This window comes from Streptomyces sp. NPDC001393 (assembly GCF_053597455.1).
Genome location: NZ_JBSFIH010000049.1, coordinates 1 through 20395 on the forward strand (window position 1 = coordinate 1; position 20395 = coordinate 20395).

The following is a 20395-nucleotide window of genomic DNA, read 5'->3' on the forward strand; positions in this document are numbered from 1 at the left end:
AAGCACCTGACGGCGCCCGAGACGTCGCTGCTCGTCACCAGCAGCAGGGTCGGTGAGCACAACTACAAGGACACGCTCAGGTTCATCAAGAGCGTGCAGGACACGAATGTGACCAGGATCTCGTCGATCATTCTCCCCAGCGGCGGACACAACTTCAACACCTGGCGGCGGGAGATCCCGCCGACGCTCCAGTGGCTCAGCTCACGACTGGTCGCCCACTGAGCCACCGGTGCCGTCGGATGGCTCCCCCACCCTGGCTGGATCACGAGCGGGCGCCTGCGCCTGCTGACCCGCTCGGCCTCAACTCCTGCGAACGGCCGCAGCGATTGCCTGCCACAACCTCACATGTCGTTTCCTCCGGGCCGTGACCTGTGGATGTACTGGTCGGCCCAGGCGCTGATGATGTGAGCGGCTCGCTGCGCCTGTCCTCGTGCGGTCAGGAGGTGGTCTGCTCCTTCGAGCGAGACGAAGCTTCGCGGGTGCCGTGCCTCGCGGAAGATCTCCCCGGCGTTGGCGATGTCGACGGTGTTGTCGGTGGGCGAATGCATGACGAGTAGCGGCAGGTGCAACTCGCGTATCCGGTCGCGCAGGCGGGCTTGGTGGACGTCGTCGACGAAGGCACGTTTGAGGACCAGGGTCCGCCCGCCGACGAACCATTCGTGCGATCCTTCGCTGAGAACGCGTTCCATGACCGCGTCGTACTGTCTCTCGACGTGGCTGGGGTCGGCAGGCGCCCCGATCGTGGCGACCGCGCGGACGCCGGTTGCCTCGGCGGCTGCGGCAATGGCGGCGGCGCCTCCCCACGAGTGCCCCACCAGCAGATCCACTGGAGTTCCCCGCTCCGCCATGAGAGTTGCCGCACGGACGGTGTCCTGGACCTTGATGGTGAAGGAACCGTCCCCCCAGTCGCCGTCGGAGTCTCCGATGCCGAGGTTGTCGTAGCGCAGCATCCCGATCCCCTCGCGTGCCAGCTGCTTGCTGACACGCGAGGCGGCCGGCGAGTCCTTGCCGAGTGTGAATCCGTGGACGAAGATTCCCCAGCCTCGGATCTCACCGTCCGGCAGGTCGATCTTCCCGGCCAGTTCTGGGCCGACGACGCTCTTGAATCTCACTTCTTCAGTCATGTTGATCGCCTCGGCACGGACTGGTCGTGGGAGAAGGGCAGTTGGGTGAGTGAGGGCGACACCGGCTGGTGCCACGCTCGTGCTCCGCGCAGGGGAGCCTTGAGCGCGGTGCCTGTCGCTGTCGACGCGTCAGACGGCCGGCTTGCGAACGGCGGTCGGCTCGGTGGTGAGCAGTGCCGTGATCTCATCGGCGAGGTGCGGGCCGAGCTCGCCCCAGCCGTCCTTGTAGCCGTAGACGCCGGCCAGGGTGCGGGCCTCGTAGTCACCGTTCATGATCTCGATGTCGTGGGGTGTGATGAGTGCCGGGTGCGCGACGCCGGCGGCCGCCGAAACCTTGATCAGCTCCTTGCGCAGGGTGCGCAGGTAGACAGCGGCTCGGGTGGCCTTCGAGGTCGGGTCGACGCCGCGGGCCAGCCACGGGTTCTGGGTTGCGATGCCGGTGGGACACCTGTCGGTGTGGCATTTCTGCGCCTGGATGCAACCGATGGACAGCATCGCCTCACGGGCCACGTTGATCATGTCGGCACCCAGGGCGAAGGCGACCATGGCGTTCTCGGGCAGGCCGAGCTTGCCGGAGCCGATAAAGGTCAGGTCGTCGGTCAGCCCCAGCTCGGCGAACGTGCCGTAGACCCGGGAGAAGCCCATCCGGAACGGCAGCGACACCGAGTCGGTGAAGATCAGCGGCGCCGCCCCGGTGCCGCCCTCGCCGCCGTCGATGGTCACGAAGTCGACACCACGGTCACCACGCGCCATCAGCCTGGCCAGTTCCTGCCAGAAACCCATCTCTCCGACCGCGCTCTTGACCCCGACCGGCAGACCGGTCTCGGTGGCGAGCAACTCCACGAAGTCGAGCATCGAGTCGACGTCGCTGAACGCGGTGTGCCGCGACGGGGAGGCGCAGTCCTTGCCGGCCGGAATGCCGCGGATCCCGGCGATCTCCTCGGTCACCTTCGCGCCCGGCAGCATCCCGCCCAGTCCTGGCTTGGCGCCCTGGGAGAGCTTGATCTCTATGGCCCTGACCGGGGCGCCGGCGACCACGTCCTTGAGCTTGTCGAGGTTGAAGCTGCCGTCCTCGTTGCGGCAGCCGAAGTACGCCGTACCGATCTGAAGGACGAGGTCGCCACCGTTGCGGTGGTACGGCGAGAGGCCGCCCTCGCCCGTGTTGTGCATCGTGCCCGCCAGTGCCGCTCCCTTGTTGAGCGCTGTGATGGCCGCGCCGGAGAGCGATCCGAAGCTCATCGCCGAGATGTTCACCACGCTGGCCGGCCGGAACGCCTTGGCGCGCCCGCGCGGCCCGCCCAGCACCTTGGCCGAGGGCAGTGGGGCCTGCGGGTCGTGCACGTCGGGCAGAGCGCCGGCGAACGTGCGCTGCTTCAGATAGGCGTGCCCCTGCACGTGCTCGACGTCGACGTCGGTTCCGAATCCGAAGTAGTTGTTCTCCTCCTTCGCCGACGCATAGATCCACGTGCGCTGGTCCCGGCTGAACGGGCGCTCCTCCTCGTTGGACGTCACGATGTACTGCCGCAGCTCCGGCCCGATCGTCTCGAGCAGGTACCGGGCGTGCCCGATCACCGGGAAGTTCCGGAGCAGTGCGTGCTTCTTCTGGATGAGGTCGCGGGCAGCCAGAAGCGCCACTGCTGTTGCGGCGGCCGCGCCGATCCTCCGGGCGTGCATGAACGTTCCTCCTCGATGCACGACCCCATCGCCATGTGGTGGAGTCGTTGTGTCGTGTGGGGCGTTGGTCGGCAGGCACCGCCAAGCGGGCATCGGCGTCCGTCGAAGAATGCGACATGATATTAAGAGGCCGCTCGGACAGGCACGCGGCCAGGGGTCTGGTCCGGGTTCCGCTTCACGCCGGCGGGAGGGGACGGGACGGGGACGCGAGTGCGGACAGGCTCGGGTTGGTGCCGTCGGTGAGCTGTTGTCCCGGTACATGTGCGAGTGCACCCGAGTACGGGGATATGTGCACGGGTCCTACTCGCTGACAGGTCTGCTCGAGGCCGGGCTCACTCGCGGGCGCCGGGCCGGGGCCGCGGGTCCGCCCGCCGCGATGGCCGACCCCGGGGGGAAGTTCGACGCGGTCGTCATCGGCTCCAGTGAACGCGCCTTTTACGGCCGGACGTACGTGATCACCGAGTAGGCGGCGCGGCAGGATTGCGACTCGGCCCCGGTACGCCTTGCGACGGCGCTCACCGCCTACCACTTCGGCTCCCTGCTGGGAAGGCTGCCACACGGTTCCTGCATATTTCTACCGCGTGTCGTCCCACCTCGCTAGGCTGGCCAACAGGCTGGTGAGCGAGGGGAATAGCGTGCCTGAACAGGAGCGCAGCGAGAGGCGAGTTGGTCCGGGAGGCCCCAGCCGGGCGGGAACACCCCTGTACGAGCGTGACGATGAGGTGGCCGCCGCGCGAGAGGCAGTGGACGCGCTGTGCACCCGCTCGGCGGACAGCGGTGGTCGGCGTGGCGGGCTGCTGTTCTTGAGCGGCGCCGCCGGACTGGGCAAGACGACTTTGCTGGCCGAGATCCGAGGAATGGCCTCTGCCCGAGGGTGCACGGTCCTGTCCGCGCGCGGCAGCGAGCAGGAGCATACGGTTCCCTTCCACGTCGTCCGGCAGTTGTTGCAACCCGTCCTGGCATCCTGCACCGAGGCCGAGCGGCGCGAGATCTTCGGTGGCTGGTACGAGATCGCGGGGCCGGCCGTCGGCCTCTTCGCTCAGCAGGCCGGTGCCGCCGTACCAGATCCACAGGGCGTCCGGGACGGTCTTGACTGGGTCCTCACACAGCTCGCCGTGCGCAAGGCACCGATCATCACGGTCGTCGACGATGCTCACTGGGGTGATGCGGAGTCCCTCACCTGGCTGGCCACGTTCGCCGTGCGAGTGCAGGAACTTCCCGTCCTGATCGTCCTGGGGTACCGCCCGGACGAACTGCCGGCCGAGGCCACGGCATTCCGTGAACTCGTCGGCGGCCGCGGGTCGCACCCGATCGCCCTGCGCGCTCTCAGCCCCGAGTCGGTCGCGAAACTGGTCCGCGTCGCACTCGGGCCGGACGCGGATGATCCCTTCTGCCGCGAGTGCTGGGCCGTCACCGGCGGCAACCCCTACGAGACCGTCGAACTCGTCGCCAAAGTCCAGGACCGGGGTCTTCCTCCCTCCGAGGAGTCGGCCCATCTGCTGCGAGACCTTGGTGCGTCGTCCCGCGGCACCGGACTGGTCAAGCGACTGGAGAGGCTCGGCAACCGGGCCGTGCGGCTTGCCTGGTCGGCGGCGGTACTCGGTACCGAGATCTCTCCCGAACTGGCGGCTTCGGTGGCCGGGCTGCCACCGGCCGAGGCTCAGGACGCCACGGACACCTTGCGAGTCGCTCGTATCCTGACCGGCACCAGGACTCTCGAGTTCGTCCACCCCCTCATCGCCACTGCCGTGTACCGGGCCATCCCACCGGCGATGCGGACCGCCATACACGGGCAGGCCGCCAGCGCGGTGACGGACGCGGGCTTGAACATCACTGTCGCCGCCCGGCACCTGCTGGAGACCCATCCGAGCAACGACCCGCAGACCGTGGAGCAACTGCGCGCGGCCGCGCGGGAGAACCTTCGTCAAGGTGCTCCGGACGCCGCTCGTCGCTGCCTGGAGCGTGCGCTGCGCGAACCGCCCCCGGCCGAGGAACGTGCGGCCGTGCTCTACGAGCTCGGCTGCTCTGCTTTGCTCACCTCCCCGGCCACCACGGTCAACCACCTCACGGCGGCCTTGGCGCTGCCCGACCTCGATCCCACACTCAGAGAGGATGCCACTTTCCGGTTGGCCCAGGCTCTCGCCCACAACGACCAACTCGGGGAAGCAGCCGCTGTGGTGGGGGCCGAGGTTGCCCACGCACGGACATACGGGGCGCGGCTGCGCCTACAGGCCGCACACCATCTGTGGCGGGTCTTTGACACGCAGGAGGTGCAGGCGCCTGTCCGTTCCCGTCGGCTCGCGCGGCTCGCCGGGCATCTGTCCGGGCAGAGCGTGGGAGAGAAGGCCTTGTTGTGCCTGCGCACCTGGGATGCCACGCTGCGCGGTGAGCCGGCTGAGCACGCGTTGGCCGTCGCCTCACGCGCCGTGGGACTCAGGTACACCGACCCCGACTGGGGCTTCGAGCTGCCCAGCATCACCGCGCTCGGATACATGTACGCCGACGAGTGCGACCGCGCGGAGGAGCTGTTCAGTTCCGCCATCGCCGAGTGCCAGCAGGTCGGATGGAGCGGAGCCCATCTCTCCTTCGGCTTCAGCCTTCTCGGTCTGGTCCACTTCCGGCGCGGACTGCTCGTCGAGGCCGAGCGCTGCGCGCGTGAGGCAGTCCGGCTGGCGGACCGCGTCGGACCCAGGTTGCCTGCCAAGTGGTACGCCGTCGGTCTGCTGCTCGACGTCCTGCTGTCCCGCGGCCACTTCGAAGAAGCGCTGAACGTCGCCGAGATGCACGAGTTCGCGCCTCCTTACCCCAACGCGGTGGTCTTCCCGGACCCCCAGACGCTGTACGGGCGCCTGCTGCTCGTCCGTGGCCGGCGTACGGAAGCCGTCGCCCAGCTCACCACCGCCGGGGAACGGCTGGAGGCCAAAGGCATGCTCAATCCGACCTGGTGTCCCTGGGCGGGACACCTCGCCCTCGCCCTCGCCCCGGAGGACCCCGCGGGCGCCCGCGCTCTCGCAGCGCAGACACTGCGCCGAGCGGAGCGTTACGGCACGCCCACCGCCAAGGGCGAGGCACTGCGCTTCAGCGCGGCGGTATCCGAGGACGGGGACGCCATGGCGCTGCTGGAGCGCGCGGTGGAGGCTCTCAGCAAGTCCCCGAATCAGTACCTGTACGCCGAGGCACTGGTCGACCTCGCCGTCGGCCTCAGGCTCCGCGGCCGTGCGCACCGGGCGGCGGAACTGCTCTTCGAGGGCGCCGACTTGGCGGAGAGGTGCGGCGCAGAACATCTCGCTGCGCGAGCGCACGCGGAGATTGCCGCAGCGGGCTCACGCCCGACTGAACTACGCACCACGGCGCGGAGGGAAGAGCGGACAGCAGAGCCGGGCCGTGCGGAATACTGAGGACAACTCCCCGGCGCCGGCCGCCCTGATCACGGTCGCCGTCCCGGCAGCGGTCGTCCCGCGGGGCGCGGTCGGCCGTGGGCCCCTCCCGCCCGGGAGCCCACGGCCGTTGCTCACCGGCTGTGCTCCCGCACCACCCTCCGGGCCTGGGCGAACAGCATGCCGACGTTCACCGACTTACGGCAGACGACGACGGCGACGACGTCCTGCTGGTCGTTCATCCGCAGGAACAGGTGGGTGAGGTTGTCGCTGTTGACGAGGATCTCCTGGAAGAAATGGCTGTCGTCGCTGACGCCGCGGCGCTCCTTGAAGACATCCTCGATCATGACGACCGTACGCCCCTGGAACAGGTCGAGGGTCGCACCCGCCAGCAGGTCCAGCACCTCCGGCGGGTGGTTGTCGACCGTCTCGTACGACAGCAGCATCCCGGTGGCCATGTCGACCACACCGGCCGCGACGCAGTCGGGCACCTCCGTGCGCAGCGACTTGACCAGACTCATCACCTGGTCGGAGAAACCCGTCAAGCGCTTCGTAGCCATCCGTCACACCCCCTCTGGCGTCTTCTCGGTGAGGATCGATCCGATGCGGTCGAGGGCCGGGTGGGTCGCCCGGTGCAGGCGGTTCACGTCCATCCCCTCGTCACCGAGGACCACCATCAGGGCGGTGTCACCGACGGCGTAGAAGGCGACGCAGCCATGGCTGCCGTACGTCACCGTCTGGCGCAGCGCTCCGCGCGCCGTGGCGGCAGCGGTGCGGCGCGCCAGGCCCAGGCCCGCCGCCGCGAGCGCGGCGAGCCCCTCCGGGTCGATCGACTCCGCGGTGTCGGCCGCGATCAGCATGCCGTCGGCCGCCGCGAGGGCCGTGTCGGTGATTCCGGTCACCTCCTCGCGCAGTCCGCGCATCTCCCGCGCCAGGGCTTCGTGGTCCATGTGCTCAACTCCCTTGTTTTACCTGTCGGTTCGACCGTCGCGGCCATCGATGGACCCCTGTCATCCAGCGGTTCCGTGGCGCAGCCGGAAGAACCCTTTCCACCCCGCCCCGCTCGTCGGCGGGACGAGGACTTCGGTGATGCCGCTGGCACCGGGTGCGCGGCGCGGCAGTTCGGCGGCGTCGGTCGCCTCCGGCTCCGGCGGGAACTGCTCGCGGTGCCGTACGACAGGAGCCTCGGGCGCCACCAGGAGCGGGGCGTGGGCGAGCGGGTCCGCGCACTCCAGCAGCCCGTCGCTCAGCATCCGCGCGACCTCCACGGTGACCGTGTAGACCCCGCGGCCGGTGCGGAATGCGAGGTCGCGGGCGGTACGGCGGCCGTCGGCGTACGCGAGCACCTCCCGTCGCAGCGGGGTGCACGCCTGCTCCGGCGAGGCCATGGGCAGGGGTCGTTCCCGGTCGGGGCGCACGGGGTACGGCAGCGCGTCCACGGCGGCCACCTTGCGCACCGCATCCTCCAGCAGCCGGGCGGGCCGCTCGCCGACGGCTACCGGGGCGTGCGGCTCGGTGCGGGTGACCCGTTCGCAGGCGTCCACCCGCCCGGCGACCACGGCGAAGGCCGCATCCCGCAGCGCCAGCAGGCACACCACCCGGAGCTGGGCGGCCCCCGCGTAGCCGTGCGCGATCAGTCCGGCGGCCGGCCAGCGCGCCCCGGACTCGCGCACCAACTCCGCCCACTGCTGGCCGTCGATGCGCTTGGAGCGCAGGAGCAGCGCCTCGGCGCCGGGCGCGCCGGGGCTCTCGGCCGCCACGACGAGTCCGCACCGCAGATGGAAGGCGCCGCCGGGGCTGCCCGGCACGCGCAGCTCCCCCGTGAATCCGTCACGCTCACACGCGGTCAGCGCGTGCGCGAGCCCGCCGTGATCCATCGCTCCCCTTCACATTTCGCACAGACGCCTGACGTGTCGCACCGAGGGGGTATGTGTATCAGCCGATCGGCATATTTCAGCCGAAGATTTCCCACCTGATCCCGAGTGACGGAAGTTGGAGTTTCGAGCCGTTCACATCGCTTTGTTCGACACTCATTTGATCGATTGGCAGGCTCAGACGTCCCGGCCGAGCACCCGCACCGGCAGCGACCGCAGCACCCCGCGCAGGGCCGCCGCCAGCTCCTCGTACTCGGCGGACCGGGCCGCGCCCGCCCTCATCGCAAGGCTGACCCGACGGGCTGCTGCGGGTGGTCTCCAGCTTCAGGGCGGTGCGCGGGAGCAGGGTGCAGCCGAGGCCGCCGGCGACCAGCTGGACCAGCGTCGACAGGCTGGGCGGGTGACCAGCATGAAGTCCTCGCCGGACAAGGGGAGTTCGACGACTCCGGGCACTCGAGCGGGACTGCCGGCAACAGCAGGGCGAGACGGCCGGAGGTGAAGCCGTCGAGCACTTGGCCCTCGCGCTGCATGGCCTGCGGGCACGAGGGGCGTGCGAAGTTCAATGCCGTCCGCTGACCGGCCACCAGAAGCCACGTAGCTTCACCATCATCGGCTTGGGCCAACGTCCCGCCGGCGCGCGCTCCACTGGCGGCAGCACCGAGCCCGGGCAGTAGCGCCCTGATCGCGGCTCCTGCCAAGGGAGGTGTCTGCTGCGGAGTCTTGCCATCCCGCAGAGAACCCTTCGCCCCAAGGGACCGGCGCCCATGGGCGCCGGTCCGGCCGGCCCCAGGGCGACCGGATACAGTGCGCAAGACGGCAGCCTGGTCAGGGAGGGGAAGCGTGACCGCAACCAGCAACACCCAGCCCGCCGAGAGTGAGGCGCAAGCACCGCGGCAGAACCGACTGCACCGCCTGATGCGCTACATCCCCCTGATCGCCCCCGTCCTGCTGTGGGCCGTGCCCTGCTGGGTGCTCCTGCACAGCGGCCAGCACTGGCCGCTGCCCGTCACGCTGGTCGGCACCGCCCTGTTCGCCCTCGGCCTCGCCGGTATGCCGCTCGCGATGGTGCGCGGCCACGGCCGCCGCCAGCAGGACTGGGCGGCGATCATCGGTGACACACTGCTGGGCACCAGCTGGGTTCTGTTCACCTGGTCCGTTCTGCTCGGCGTGCTGTTGCGGCTCGCCCTGACCCTGGCCGACGTCGGCGGGGGCCAGGAGCGGGCACGAATCGTCACGTGGGCCGTCCTCGGCACAACCGCCGTACTGCTCGCCTGGGGGTACGCCGAGGCCCGCCGCGTACCACGCGTGCGCCGACTCGATGTACAACTCCCGCGACTGGGTGCCGGGTTGGACGGCACCCGCGTCGTCCTCATCACCGACACCCACTACGGTCCCCTCGATCGCACTCGCTGGTCGGCACGGGTGTGCGAGACAGTGAACACCCTGGAAGCCGACCTGGTCTGCCATACCGGCGACATCGCGGACGGCACGGCCGAACGCCGCCGCGCCCAGGCCGCCCCACTCGGAACGGTGCGGGCCACCCGGGCCCGGGTATACGTCACCGGCAACCACGAGTACTACAGCGAGGCCCAGGGCTGGGTCGACCTGATGGACGAGCTGGGCTGGGAACCACTGCGCAACCGCCACCTGCTACTCGAACGCGGAGGCGACACCCTCGTGGTCGCCGGCGTGGACGACGTCACCGCCGAGTCCTCCGGCCTGGCAGGCCACCGCGCCCACCTCGCCGGAGCCCTGAACGGCGCCGACCCCGACCTGCCCGTCCTGCTCCTGGCACACCAGCCCAAGTTCATCGACCGGGCGGCAGCCGCCGGCATCGACCTCCAGCTCTCCGGCCACACCCACGGCGGCCAGATCTGGCCCTTCCACCACCTGGTCCGCATCGACCAGCCCGCCCTCGCCGGCCTCAGCCACCACGGCACCCGCACCCTCCTCTACACCAGCCGCGGCACCGGCTTCTGGGGCCCGCCGTTCCGCGTCTTCGCCCCCAGCGAGATCACCCTGCTCGTGCTCCGCTCCCCGCACCCGCCGACCTCGCCGTAGACGAGGACGGGGCGGTCCGCGGGCCGACACATCGGCCTGGAGCTGTCCTCATGCTGAGGGGTGCGGCGGCACCAGATGACCAGGCTCGTCTCGCCGAGAACAGGATCCGGACCATCCCCGGGCCGACGGCTCCGACGAGCCACACGTTGCCACGATTTATGCGGGTCACCGACGCCGAGAGCGCCGAGAGGGCCGCGCGGGAGCGGTTATAGCTGCAGACCGTGGAACGTTTCGAGCGCGAGCAGAAGAACGGTGGCAGACGAGCTCGTCAGGCTCGGCCATCACCAACCCGTCCACGCCGCCGATAAACTCCTGCTGCTCATCGACGGAGCCCTGGCGGCCGGAGCCACCCGCCCCGACACCAACCCGGGTCCTATCCGCGCGGGCGCTGGCCGAGCAGCTCCTCGCGCATCGTTGCAACCAGGAGAACCCGGCGCGCCCGACCCAGCCAACGACGGCTGGACCCACTACCTCCCGGCCAGTGCGATCAAGGATTTCCAGGATCTGTTGCGCTTGAAGGGCATTTCAAAGATCCGGGAAAACAACCACGCCCCGAATACCGCAACCGGCAGGCCCAGGACAAGAGTGAACCCGAAGACGGGAAGCCGGGGAGACACAAAATTCGGTGCTATTCGGCGAGTTATGACCATGATGATCGGAAGATGAATCAGGTAGAGACTGTAGGAGAAGCCACCGAGACTTCGGATGGGACGCGCCGTCAGCAGCCGTACGAGGATGGCGGGTCTGCCGGTGGCAACCGCGGAAAGCAACATCGCCATGGCCGGAGAGATGGCGAGATCCACCCAGAAGTAGTGGTTCACCGTCCAAACGGAACCCTGGATGAAGCCGAGAGCCAGGACAGGCAAGGCGGCCAGGACGGCGAAGCATCCCCATGGCAGGCGTTGAACCCTGTTCGACGCAGCGACGACTCCTGCGCCAACCACCCCTGCGACGAACACGGGAGCAAGCTGCGGAGCAAGCCAGTTGTCACCCTCCGCAGGGGATGCGTCAATCGCCATCAGCCCACGGGCGATCACCGGAAGCGTCACGCACGCGACCAGGATCGTCGCGCCCCACCGCCGTCGGACGAACAGGAGAAGAGGGAAGAGGAGATAGAGTTCCGCCTCCACTCCGACCGACCAGAATGCACCGTTCGGCGTTGGGGCGGCGACCATGTCCTGAACAACGGCGCCGTACACAAGGACTGACGCACCCGTTGGTGGTCCGACATGCGAAGCCGGTACCACGAGCCACGAAATGATCAGGCTCATGGCCAGTGCCGCCCAGTACGGAGGCAGGATGCGCCAGGCGCGTCGGCGCAGGAATCGGCCGACGCCGCCCGACCGCCAACCGTCATGCGCCGAGGAGAGTGCCAGGGAAAAGCCGGACAGCACCAGAAAGAAGACGACTGCGAGGCGCCCGAACATCAGTCCGTCCAGCCACGGAGGCGCCGAACTGTGGGGGTAGCCCGGGAAGGTGTACAACCAGCAGTGGAACAGGACCACATACGACGCCGCCAGGCCGCGGAGGCCGTCCAGGCCCAGCACTTGCCGCCGGACAGGTGCTCCGCTCTCCCTCTCCCCCTGCCCGGTGGGAGCGGCTGATTCGACAGCGCTGTCGACCGGACGACTCGAGTCCACTGAAATCATTCGACCCTTCTTCCGGACACCGCTTGCCGCACGCCGCCTGCGGCACGGGTGCAGTCCACAGGGACCGGTACGTAGTCTCCGGCTGAGCGGTTCAACAGGCGATCCGACATGATCAGCGCTTCGCCGGGCTGGGGCCCGCGCTCATACGCTCTGGGCTGCCGTGACCAGGAACGGGGGCACACCGGCTCGAATTCGACAGTGATCCGCGCCGTGTCCCTGTGTCACAAGTCCGCCAGTGCCCGCGCGTGCTGCATCCGCCTGGCTTCCGCTTCCTCCATGGCCCCCATGAGCCCTGGGCGGAAGCAGGTTGACGCCAGCGGCCCTGACGAGCGGGCAACCGGCTCGGGCCAGGATCGCCGGTCAGCCAGTCATGACGGACTTGTGGCCGGTCGGGGTGACGGCGTACCACTGACTGCCCTTGCCCTGACCGTTCATCTGCCCGGCCTTGGTGTCGCCCACGTACCGGTACAGCGGCCAGCCGCCGAGGGTGACCTGTTTCATGCCGTTGCGGTGAACCGTGCCGAGAAGGCTCTTCTCCACGCCCATGGTCCGTACGGAGCCCTGCACCATGACCGGCATCCACGTCTGAGTACACGCACCGGCACACGTCCACTTGGAGGGAGTCGCCTGGTCCTTGTCGTAGCGGTAGAGCGTCATCCCCTTGTCGTCGGTGACCACACTGCCCATCCCCTTCACCGCCTTGGCCATCAGCAGGGTGGTCGTCGCCATGTGCCCACTGACGGAGTTGCCGCTGTCCGCAGGTGCGGAGGTGGCCGGTGCGGAGCTCGCGGGATCCGACGCAGCCGTGGCGACAGGTGTGGCGTTGCCGGAGTTCATGCTGGAGGCGTTGTCGTTCGAAGAGCCGCATGCCGCCAGCAGGAACGCGGACGCGAGTCCTGCGACCGAGGCCAGAACGATGCGTTGCGGGATCACGGAGTTGCCCTTCGTCAGGAGTCGCCATCTCTTCCTCCCTCAGTACGTCGGACAACTCGCGCGCTCTCAGCCGCTGATGTCACATGGCGGAGTCTTGACCATTGGCCCCGGACCCGGGGCACTGAACCGGGCCCACTCGGAGGAGTGCGGCGCCGCCGGCAGCGACGTGATGGTCCGGACCGTCGACGACGAGCGGGACCTGGCGCTGTCCCGGACGCTCGGCCTGGTGGGCTGCGTGACCGACCAGCCCGGCATAACGCGGCTGGTCGAGGCCACGGCCTGACCGTGAGGGATCCGGGGCCGGACCGGCCGCCCGGGCGATCAGCCGAGACCATGAACGCCGTGCCCACAGTCGCTCCGCACGGGGGCCGCCGAAGCCGACCAGGCAGGCGCGTGGGCGGCCACGGCCAAGGCGCGGGCCCGGGCCCGTTTCGCCCAGGGTGAGGCGGACGGTGGCCGTCGTCAGTTCCGTCGCGCCGGTCACTGTGCGAGCGCCGCTCCTCGGCAGGCTGCGGCGCACCTCAGCCGTGCGTTCGGCCTCCGCGAGCGCCGCCTCGGGCCGGGCCTTCTACTCCGATCGCGGGATCGTGGCGCCGACGGGCCGCAGCCCGGCTGGCTACCGCCTCTACGCCACATCCGCGTCCTGCGCCTGCGGCATGCGCTGCTGACCGTGGTGGCCGAGCGTGGGCTCACTGGTAAAGGGCGGAGTGGGCCGAACTGGGCCGCGGACCCGGATTTCCGCGTCAGCGTGCGGGCGGATGGCCGAGGACCAGGCGGCGGAACAGGCACAAGGCGACACCACGGGCCTGCGGCGCGACCTCGTTGCAGTCGTCCGTGACCGGGTCGGCCCCGCCCTGGCGGCGGGCATCGCCCCGACTTCGCACCAAGCCGATCCGAATGGAACGGCAGCGGGCCGGGATCGTCGGCGTGGGGGCGGAACACTGCCGCATAGGATCGGCAGGTGAACGACATCGTCATCCTGCATGCGGGCGCGACGCCGTCCGCTCCCGCCCTCGTCCTTCGTCCCTGGTGCATGGAGGACGTTGCTGCCCTCGTCGACGTGTTCCAGGATCCCGCACTGCGCCACTGGACCAGCTCTGCCGTAGAGAACGAGGGCGATGCGATGCGGTGGGTTCGGGGCCAGGAGCGAGGCTGGGCAGCCGGGGACCGGTTCGGGTTCGCGGTTCTTGAAGCGCAACCCGATTTGCCCCACGGGCAGTTGGGATTGGTAGGCCATGTGGTCCTCAAGGAGGTAGCCTCCGGCAAACCGTCGGCCGAGGTGGGCTACTGGACCGCGGCGCATGCCCGCGGGCGGGGCGTGGCGCCGCGCGCTGTGGAGGCTCTCACCGGCTGGGCCTTCGACGTCCTGGGGGCCGGCACGCTGGAGCATCTGGAACTCCTGCACCAGGTGGACAACCCGGCCTCGTGCCGCGTGGCGCACAAGAGCCGGTACGGCCTCGACACAGTCCTGCCCGCGGCGCCGCCGTCCTTTCCCCGCGAGGGCCATCTGCACATACGACGCAGGGATGCCTGAGATCCACTCGGTAAGGCTGCTCAGCCGCAGGCCGGCGCCAATCGGATTCAGAGTCAGGGCAGGCCGCTTCGAGCGCCAGCCGGCCGGGGGAGCAACTCCCTAACGGGTGCTTCGGAGGCCTCCGCGCTCGGCTCAGCCTCGTGCAATCCTCCGCTGTGCGGCTTCGGTGAGTGTCGTCGCCGTGTGTACCGCACTGGCGATGGCGTCGTCGGGACCGAGGCCGCACAGGTCAGTGAGGGAGAAGAGGGCTTCTGCGCTGACGACCACGGCAAGGTCCCGCTTGAGCTGGGCGAGGGCTTCCGGATCCGTCACCCCCAGTGTCTCCTCCAGGGGCAGGAGCGCGAGGTCGATCAACCCGAACCGGATGCCCGGCCTGGCGGCCGCCGCCTCGGGGCGGGTGATGGTGGCTGCGATCATGGCGCGCACCGCTCCCTGCCGCCGAAGTATGCCGCGCAACAGGAACTCGCAGGCGAAGGCGACCCGTTCCACGGGATCGGTGGAGTCCGCGACCGGCGCGAGCGCCTCGGCCGGGGGCGGCCAGGCGCCGGCCAGGGCCTCGCTGATCAGCGAGGGGAGGTCGGGGAAGTAACGGTAGGCAGTGGCCTCGGAGACCAGGGCCGCGCGCGCGATCGCGGGCATGGTCACCTCGCCGCCCGTGCCGATGAGTTCACGGGCGGCTTCGACGATCGCCGTACGCGTGCGCTTCTTCTGATTGCTACGGCCGGTGCCCGTCTGCATCGTCGCCACCCGTACGTCCCCTTTCATGCCCGCCCATCCGTCCCCACCTTATCACTGGCAGCTCTCATCGTGAGAGTTCACTTGCATGACGAGACTCCGTCCTCTAATCTCCTTCGTGAGAGTCAGCTCTCACGAAGGAGAATGGCGATGACCGAGGTTTCCGTGGTCGGCCCGGACGACGGCGAGACGATCCGTCTGGGACCGGCACAGATCCGCATCCTCGAGGACGGCAGCACCACCGGGCACCGGATCGGCATCGGCGAGATCACCCTCGCCCCGCACACCGCAGGACCCCCGCAGCACCGCCACGCCCAGCATGACGAGGGCTTCTACGTGGTCTCCGGCACCGTGCACTTCACCGTCGGGGAGACGACCCACGTGGCGCCGGCCGGCACGCTCGCGATGATCCCGCCCGGTGCCCCGCACACCTTCGCCAACCTCGGCGACGAGCCTGCGGTGATGCTCAACACCTTCACGCCCGACCTGTACGTGCAGTACTTCCGCGACCTGCGGGACATGATCGCCGCCGGCCGGGAGCTGACCCCGCAGGCGACCGTCCAGGTGATGAGCCGGTACGCCACCGTGCCGGCAACCGACTACGCGTGACGGCCCGCGTCAGCAACCCCCCGTCAACCCCCCCCCGTCGCCAGACATCGACTTGGAGACTGCCATGACCAGCACCGCCCGAACGATCAACCTCACCCTCGACTCCGGCGACGTCGACCTGAGCTTCACCGTCGACGAGCGGGGCGAGGGCCATCCCTTCCTGCTCCTGCACGGCGGCGGCGGTCCGCAGACCGTCACGGGGTTCGCCGCGCTCCTCGCCGAACAGCGGTCGGCGCGGGTCATCACCCCGGTCCACCCCGGCTTCGGCGGCACCGCCCGGCCCGACTGGCTCACCGACGTGCCCACCCTCGCCCAGCTCTACGTACGACTGCTGGACGAACTCGGCCTGGAGGACGTCACCGTCGTCGGCAACTCCATAGGCGGATGGATCGCCGCCGAGATCGCCCTGCTCGGCAGTGACCGGATCAGCGGCGTCGTCCTCGTCAACGCCGCCGGCATCCAGGTCCCCGGCCACCCGGTCGCCGACCCCTTCACCCTGACGCCCGCCGAGCTGTCCGCCCTCTCCTTCCACGACGTCGAGAAGTTCCGCATCGACCCCAGCACGTTCTCCGACGAGCAGCGCGCCGTCGCGGCCACCAACCGGGCTGCGCTGCAGGTCTATTCGGGCCCGCACGCCATGGCCGACCCCACCCTGCGCGAGCGCCTGGCCAAGGTCACGTGCCCCGTCCTCGTCGCCTGGGGCGAGAGCGACCAGGTCGTCGACACCGAGTACGGACGTGCGTACGCCGCCGCCATCCCCGGCGCCGGGTTCGAACTCCTCCCCCGCACCGGTCACATGCCCCAGATCGAGACTCCCGGGCAACTCCTGCCCCTGGTATGGGACTTCGCCGAGGCCCACGCCACCCATCGGCCCACCGACTGAACACGGGAGCCCACGTGCCCGATCACGTACCGGGGCGGCGCGCCCCCGTCCTGGCCGTCTGCTGCCTGAGCGTGCTGCTGGTCAGCCTCGACGTCACCATCCTCAACGTCGCGCTCCCCTCGATGCAGCGGTCCCTGAACTCGTCGGTCTCCGGGCTGCAGTGGACGCTCGACGCGTACACCATCGTCCTGGCCTCGCTGCTGACCCTGGCCGGCGCCACCGCCGACCGCCTCGGACGGCGGCGCGTCTTCCAGCTCGGTCTCGTGCTCTTCACCGGCGGATCGGCCCTGTGCAGTCTGGCGCCCACGACCGGCTGGCTCGTCGTCTTCCGTATGGTGCAGGCGGTGGGCGGCAGCATGCTCACCCCCGTCGCCATGGCCATCCTCGTCAACACCTTCACCGCACCACGGGAGCGCGCACGAGCCATCGGCGTCTGGGGCGCAGTGGTCGGCCTGAGCATGGCGGCCGGGCCGGTTCTGGGTGGCGTACTGGTGGGATCGGCCGGATGGCGGGCGGTGTTCTGGCTGAACGTGCCGATCGGGCTGGCCGCGCTGACGCTCGCCGCACTGTTCGTGCCCGAGTCCCGCGCGCCGGCGGCCCGACGCACCGACCCCGTGGGCCAGTTGCTGGTGATCGTCCTGCTCGGCACGCTGACGTACGCCATCATCGAAGCGCCCGGCGAGGGCTGGACCGCGCCGCCGATCCTGGCCTGCCTGATCGTCGCGGCGGGCACGCTCGCCGCCTTCGTGCCGTACGAGAATCGGCGCGCCGAACCGCTGATCGAGCCAAGGCTCTTCCGCAGCGCACCCTTCAGCGGGGCCACCGCGACAGCGGTCCTCGCGTTCGGCTCGCTCGGCGGCTTCCTGTTCGCCAACGCCCTCTATCTGCAACGGGTGGTGGGGCTGAGCGCCCTGGGCGCCGGGCTGCACCTGCTGCCGATGGCGGTCCTGTCCCTGGTGTGCCCACCGCTGTCCGGCCGGATCGTGGAAAGCCGCGGTCCACGGACTCCCTTGCTTGTCGCGGGAGCCGGCATCGCCGCCAGCGGTGCACTGGCTATCGCCGCCACCCGCTCCGCCCACCCCTCGGACATCCTGCTGGACGTCACGTACGCACTGTTCGGTCTCGGCTTCGGCTTCGTCAACGCCCCGATCACCTACACGGCGGTGTCCAGCATGCCGCGCGCCCAGGCCGGGGTCGCCGCCGCGGTTGCGGCCACGAGCCGTCAGGTCGGATCCTCCCTCGGCATCGCGGTGATCGGCTCCGCGGTCGCCTCCGGCGCGCGGCCTGCGGCCTGGTGGATCATCACCGGGTGCGGAGCGGCCATCCTGGCACTGGGCGCCATCACCACCGGCCACTGGGCCGCCGCAACCGCCGAACGCGTCGCCGTCCACCTCGAACCCAGCCCGCCGCGCGCGACGGCGGACACCGCGGGGTGACCGCCGGTGGAGCCAGATCCCCAGGCTGTCGAGGTCCACGCCCCGACGGCGGAGGCCGGCCAGCCCTTCCGTCCGCATCGGACCACAGGCGCCGAGGCAGACCATGAACCGCCACCGCGAGTCCCAACGCCCTCGGCGAGCGCGTCGACCTGGGCGACGGCGGCGCTGCACCGCCTGCGGCGACTGGTACGACCTGGTGGATCTTTCCGACGACACGTTGTCCCCTGGTCCACTCCGACAGCACGTTCGTCCTGCTCGACCAGACCACCGACCCGCCCCGGGAGCGCGGCGCACCGGCTACTTTCCGTGACGGCCGAGGATCCCGGCCACACCACGGGTCGTCCACGTGTACGCCTACCCGCCAGCCCTCCACTGCCTCCCCGCGGCGCCAGCTGCCCGCCCCACACCGCAACACCTGACTGGATTGACAATCATACGCTCAAGTTTGTATATCGAAGTAGAGGCAAACTTGGTCGGGAACCGCAGCCGGAAGGGTCGGATACCCAGAGACACCGCCGCGGCGAGACGTTCGGACGGGTGCGACCGAGTTACGGCGGGACGCCTGGGCACGGTCCGCGGGCCGCACCGGCGGGTACTCGGCTGCGTGTGCACAAAGACCCTGGTCGGCGGGGCACAGACGAGGAGGTGAGCCCAGATGGCGCGTCCGGTCGGTATCGACCTGGGTACGACGAACTCGGTGGTCTCGGTCCTCGAGGGGGGTGAGCCCACCGTCATCACCAACACGGAAGGGACGAGGACCACGCCGTCGGTCGTGGCCTTCGCCAAGAGCGGCGACGTCCTCGTCGGTGAGGTCGCCAAGCGGCAGGCCGTGACCAACGTGGAGCGCACCGCACGCTCCGTGAAGCGGCACATGGGCGATCACGGTTGGCGGTTTCCGGATCACGGTGACATCGGCGGCAAGCGGTACACCGCGCAGGAGATCTCCGCGCGAGTGCTGCAGAAGCTGAAGCGGGACGCGGAGGCGTATCTGGGCGAGGACGTCACCGATGCGGTGGTCACTGTCCCGGCCTACTTCGACGACGCCCAGCGGCAGGCGACCAAGGAGGCCGGGGAGATCGCCGGCCTGAACGTGCTGCGGATCATCAACGAGCCGACGGCGGCGGCGCTGGCGTACGGCCTGGACAAGGAGAACGACCAGACGGTCCTCGTCTTCGACCTGGGCGGCGGCACCTTCGACGTGTCCCTGCTGGAGATCGGCGAGGGCGTCATCGAGGTCAAGGCCACCAACGGCGACACGCACCTCGGCGGCGACGACTGGGACCAGCGGATCGTCGACCACCTGGTCAAGCAGTTCAAGAACGGCTACGGCGTCGACCTGGCCAAGGACAAGATGGCCGTGCAGCGGCTGCGGGAGGCGGCGGAGAAGGCGAAGATCGAGCTGTCCAGCGCGACCGAAACCAACATCAACCTGCCGTACATCAGCGCCTCCGCCGAGGGCCCGCTGCATCTGGACGAGAAGCTCACCCGCGCCCAGTTCCAACAGTTGACGTCGGACCTGCTGGAACGCTGCAAGGGCCCGTTCCACAACGCGGTCAAGGACGCGGGGATCAAGGTGTCCGACATCAACCACGTGATCCTGGTGGGCGGTTCGACCCGTATGCCGGCGGTGACGGAGCTGGTGCGGGAGCTGACCGGCAAGGACCCGCACAAGGGCGTCAACCCCGACGAGGTCGTCGCCGTCGGTGCCAGCCTGCAGGCCGGTGTCCTCAAGGGCGAGGTCAAGGACATCCTGCTGCTGGACGTCACCCCGCTGTCCCTGGGCATCGAGACCAAGGGCGGCATCATGACCAAGCTCATCGAGCGCAACACCACGATCCCGACCCGCCGTTCGGAGATCTTCACCACCGCCGAGGACAACCAGCCCTCGGTGACCGTGCAGGTCTACCAGGGCGAACGGGACATCGCCGCGTACAACAAGAAGCTCGGCATGTTCGAGCTGACCGGTCTGCCGCCGGCGCCACGCGGCGTGCCGCAGATCGAGGTCGCCTTCGACATCGACGCCAACGGGATCATGCACGTCTCGGCCAAGGACCTCGGCACCGGCAGGGAACAGAAGATGACCGTCACCGGCGGCTCGGCGCTGCCCAGGGACGACATCGACCGCATGGTCCGCGAGGCCGAGCAGCACGCCGAGGAGGACCGCAGGCGCCGCGAGGCCGCGGAGACCCGTAACCAAGCCGAACAGCTCGTCTACTCCACCGAGAAGCTCATCAGGGACAACCCCGACAAGATCCCCGCGGACGCGAAGAGCGAGACGGAGAACGCGATCAATGAGCTGAAGGAGAAGCTGAAGGGCGAGGACACGGCGGCGATCCGGCAGGCCATGGAACGTGCGGCCGAGGCGGCGCAGAAGATCGGCACGGCGCTGTACGAGCGGTCGCGCGCCGAACAGCCCACTGGCGGACAGGCTCCGGGCGCCTCGGGGTCGGACGAAGAGGTGGTGGACGCCGAGATCGTCGACGACGAGAAGGGGGAGGCGGGCTGA

Annotated in this window: 17 protein-coding genes and 2 pseudogenes; 9 read left to right on the forward strand and 10 right to left on the reverse strand. The window is 69.5% G+C overall.

Annotated elements, in window-relative coordinates; translation table 11 throughout:
• Positions 1-222 (forward strand): annotated as a pseudogene (locus tag ACWC2T_RS35360) (esterase); the annotation flags it as partial.
• A gap of 119 nt (positions 223-341) precedes the next feature.
• Here ACWC2T_RS35360 and ACWC2T_RS35365 read toward each other — a convergent pair.
• Positions 342-1124, reverse strand: coding sequence for an alpha/beta hydrolase family protein (locus ACWC2T_RS35365; protein WP_450674431.1), 783 nt, complete (start codon positions 1122-1124; stop codon positions 342-344).
• 129 nt (positions 1125-1253) lie between these two features.
• Positions 1254-2798 carry an FMN-binding glutamate synthase family protein gene (locus ACWC2T_RS35370; RefSeq protein ID WP_450674432.1) on the reverse strand — a complete coding sequence of 515 codons (1545 nt, stop codon included), beginning with the start codon at positions 2796-2798 and terminating at the stop codon, positions 1254-1256.
• Positions 2799-3433: 635 nt separating this feature from the next.
• On the opposite strand from ACWC2T_RS35370, the gene ACWC2T_RS35375 reads away from it, so the two are divergent.
• On the forward strand, positions 3434-6196 hold the full coding sequence (locus tag ACWC2T_RS35375; protein WP_450674433.1) for an ATP-binding protein: 2763 nt from the start codon (positions 3434-3436) through the stop codon (positions 6194-6196).
• Positions 6197-6309: 113 nt separating this feature from the next.
• Here the strand turns inward: ACWC2T_RS35375 and ACWC2T_RS35380 are convergent, their stop codons facing one another.
• The 4 genes and pseudogenes from ACWC2T_RS35380 to ACWC2T_RS35395 form a co-directional block, all read right to left on the reverse strand.
• The gene (locus tag ACWC2T_RS35380; protein WP_450674434.1) at positions 6310-6735 is read right to left on the reverse strand and encodes a hypothetical protein; all 426 of its coding nucleotides are present in this window, start codon (positions 6733-6735) and stop codon (positions 6310-6312) included.
• Positions 6736-6738: 3 nt separating this feature from the next.
• On the reverse strand, positions 6739-7125 hold the full coding sequence (locus ACWC2T_RS35385) for a roadblock/LC7 domain-containing protein (RefSeq protein WP_433452245.1): 387 nt from the start codon (positions 7123-7125) through the stop codon (positions 6739-6741).
• A 60-nt stretch (positions 7126-7185) separates the two neighbouring features.
• On the reverse strand, positions 7186-8052 hold the full coding sequence (locus ACWC2T_RS35390; RefSeq protein ID WP_450674435.1) for a MarR family transcriptional regulator: 867 nt from the start codon (positions 8050-8052) through the stop codon (positions 7186-7188).
• Between the two features lie 174 nt (positions 8053-8226).
• Positions 8227-8576: pseudogene (locus ACWC2T_RS35395) on the reverse strand (hydrogen peroxide-inducible genes activator); the annotation flags it as partial.
• A gap of 313 nt (positions 8577-8889) precedes the next feature.
• Between ACWC2T_RS35395 and ACWC2T_RS35400 the strand changes: the two are divergent.
• Positions 8890-10110: a metallophosphoesterase gene (locus tag ACWC2T_RS35400; RefSeq protein WP_450674436.1), complete on the forward strand. Its 1221-nt coding sequence runs from the start codon at positions 8890-8892 to the stop codon at positions 10108-10110.
• Between the two features lie 467 nt (positions 10111-10577).
• Here ACWC2T_RS35400 and ACWC2T_RS35405 read toward each other — a convergent pair whose 3' ends face one another.
• Entirely contained in the window at positions 10578-11657 is a 1080-nt protein-coding gene (locus tag ACWC2T_RS35405) for an acyltransferase family protein (protein WP_450674437.1), read from the reverse strand.
• A 462-nt stretch (positions 11658-12119) separates the two neighbouring features.
• A complete protein-coding gene (locus tag ACWC2T_RS35410) occupies positions 12120-12692 on the reverse strand; it encodes a hypothetical protein (protein ID WP_450674438.1) in 573 nt (190 codons plus the stop codon).
• Between the two features lie 94 nt (positions 12693-12786).
• Between ACWC2T_RS35410 and ACWC2T_RS35415 the strand changes: the two genes are divergently transcribed.
• Entirely contained in the window at positions 12787-12975 is a 189-nt protein-coding gene (locus ACWC2T_RS35415) for a hypothetical protein (RefSeq protein WP_450674439.1), read from the forward strand.
• Between the two features lie 460 nt (positions 12976-13435).
• On the opposite strand, the gene ACWC2T_RS35420 is transcribed toward ACWC2T_RS35415, so the two are convergent.
• Positions 13436-13579 (reverse strand): hypothetical protein, encoded by a 144-nt coding sequence (locus ACWC2T_RS35420; protein ID WP_450674440.1) that lies wholly within the window; start codon positions 13577-13579, stop codon positions 13436-13438.
• Between the two features lie 74 nt (positions 13580-13653).
• Here ACWC2T_RS35420 and ACWC2T_RS35425 point away from each other — a divergent pair, with 74 nt between their 5' ends.
• Positions 13654-14226, forward strand: a complete 573-nt coding sequence (locus ACWC2T_RS35425) for a GNAT family N-acetyltransferase (protein ID WP_450674441.1) — start codon at positions 13654-13656, stop codon at positions 14224-14226.
• Positions 14227-14358: 132 nt separating this feature from the next.
• Here ACWC2T_RS35425 and ACWC2T_RS35430 read toward each other — a convergent pair whose 3' ends face one another.
• Positions 14359-14991 carry a TetR/AcrR family transcriptional regulator gene (locus tag ACWC2T_RS35430; protein ID WP_450674442.1) on the reverse strand — a complete coding sequence of 211 codons (633 nt, stop codon included), beginning with the start codon at positions 14989-14991 and terminating at the stop codon, positions 14359-14361.
• Between the two features lie 120 nt (positions 14992-15111).
• On the opposite strand from ACWC2T_RS35430, the gene ACWC2T_RS35435 reads away from it, so the two are divergent.
• The 4 genes from ACWC2T_RS35435 (at position 15112) to dnaK (ending at position 20395) form a co-directional block, all read left to right on the forward strand.
• On the forward strand, positions 15112-15570 hold the full coding sequence (locus tag ACWC2T_RS35435) for a cupin domain-containing protein (protein WP_450674443.1): 459 nt from the start codon (positions 15112-15114) through the stop codon (positions 15568-15570).
• A 64-nt stretch (positions 15571-15634) separates the two neighbouring features.
• Positions 15635-16453 (forward strand): alpha/beta fold hydrolase, encoded by an 819-nt coding sequence (locus ACWC2T_RS35440; protein WP_450674444.1) that lies wholly within the window; start codon positions 15635-15637, stop codon positions 16451-16453.
• Positions 16454-16467: 14 nt separating this feature from the next.
• Positions 16468-17889, forward strand: a complete 1422-nt coding sequence (locus ACWC2T_RS35445; RefSeq protein ID WP_450674445.1) for a DHA2 family efflux MFS transporter permease subunit — start codon at positions 16468-16470, stop codon at positions 17887-17889.
• A gap of 655 nt (positions 17890-18544) precedes the next feature.
• Positions 18545-20395: a molecular chaperone DnaK gene (gene dnaK, locus ACWC2T_RS35450; protein ID WP_450674446.1), complete on the forward strand. Its 1851-nt coding sequence runs from the start codon at positions 18545-18547 to the stop codon at positions 20393-20395.

What these genes read in the sequence shown, in the direction of transcription:
- ACWC2T_RS35365 (WP_450674431.1), bottom strand. Translation starts at nt 1,124, where the DNA reads ATGACTGAAGAAGTGAGATTCAAGAGCGTCGTCGGCCCAGAACTGGCC.
- ACWC2T_RS35380 (WP_450674434.1), bottom strand. Translation starts at nt 6,735, where the DNA reads ATGGCTACGAAGCGCTTGACGGGTTTCTCCGACCAGGTGATGAGTCTG.
- ACWC2T_RS35385 (WP_433452245.1), bottom strand. Translation starts at nt 7,125, where the DNA reads ATGGACCACGAAGCCCTGGCGCGGGAGATGCGCGGACTGCGCGAGGAG.
- ACWC2T_RS35430 (WP_450674442.1), bottom strand. Translation starts at nt 14,991, where the DNA reads ATGAAAGGGGACGTACGGGTGGCGACGATGCAGACGGGCACCGGCCGT.
- ACWC2T_RS35390 (WP_450674435.1), bottom strand. Translation starts at nt 8,052, where the DNA reads ATGGATCACGGCGGGCTCGCGCACGCGCTGACCGCGTGTGAGCGTGAC.
- ACWC2T_RS35435 (WP_450674443.1), top strand. Translation starts at nt 15,112, where the DNA reads ATGACCGAGGTTTCCGTGGTCGGCCCGGACGACGGCGAGACGATCCGT.
- ACWC2T_RS35370 (WP_450674432.1), bottom strand. Translation starts at nt 2,798, where the DNA reads ATGCACGCCCGGAGGATCGGCGCGGCCGCCGCAACAGCAGTGGCGCTT.
- dnaK (WP_450674446.1), top strand. Translation starts at nt 18,545, where the DNA reads ATGGCGCGTCCGGTCGGTATCGACCTGGGTACGACGAACTCGGTGGTC.
- ACWC2T_RS35440 (WP_450674444.1), top strand. Translation starts at nt 15,635, where the DNA reads ATGACCAGCACCGCCCGAACGATCAACCTCACCCTCGACTCCGGCGAC.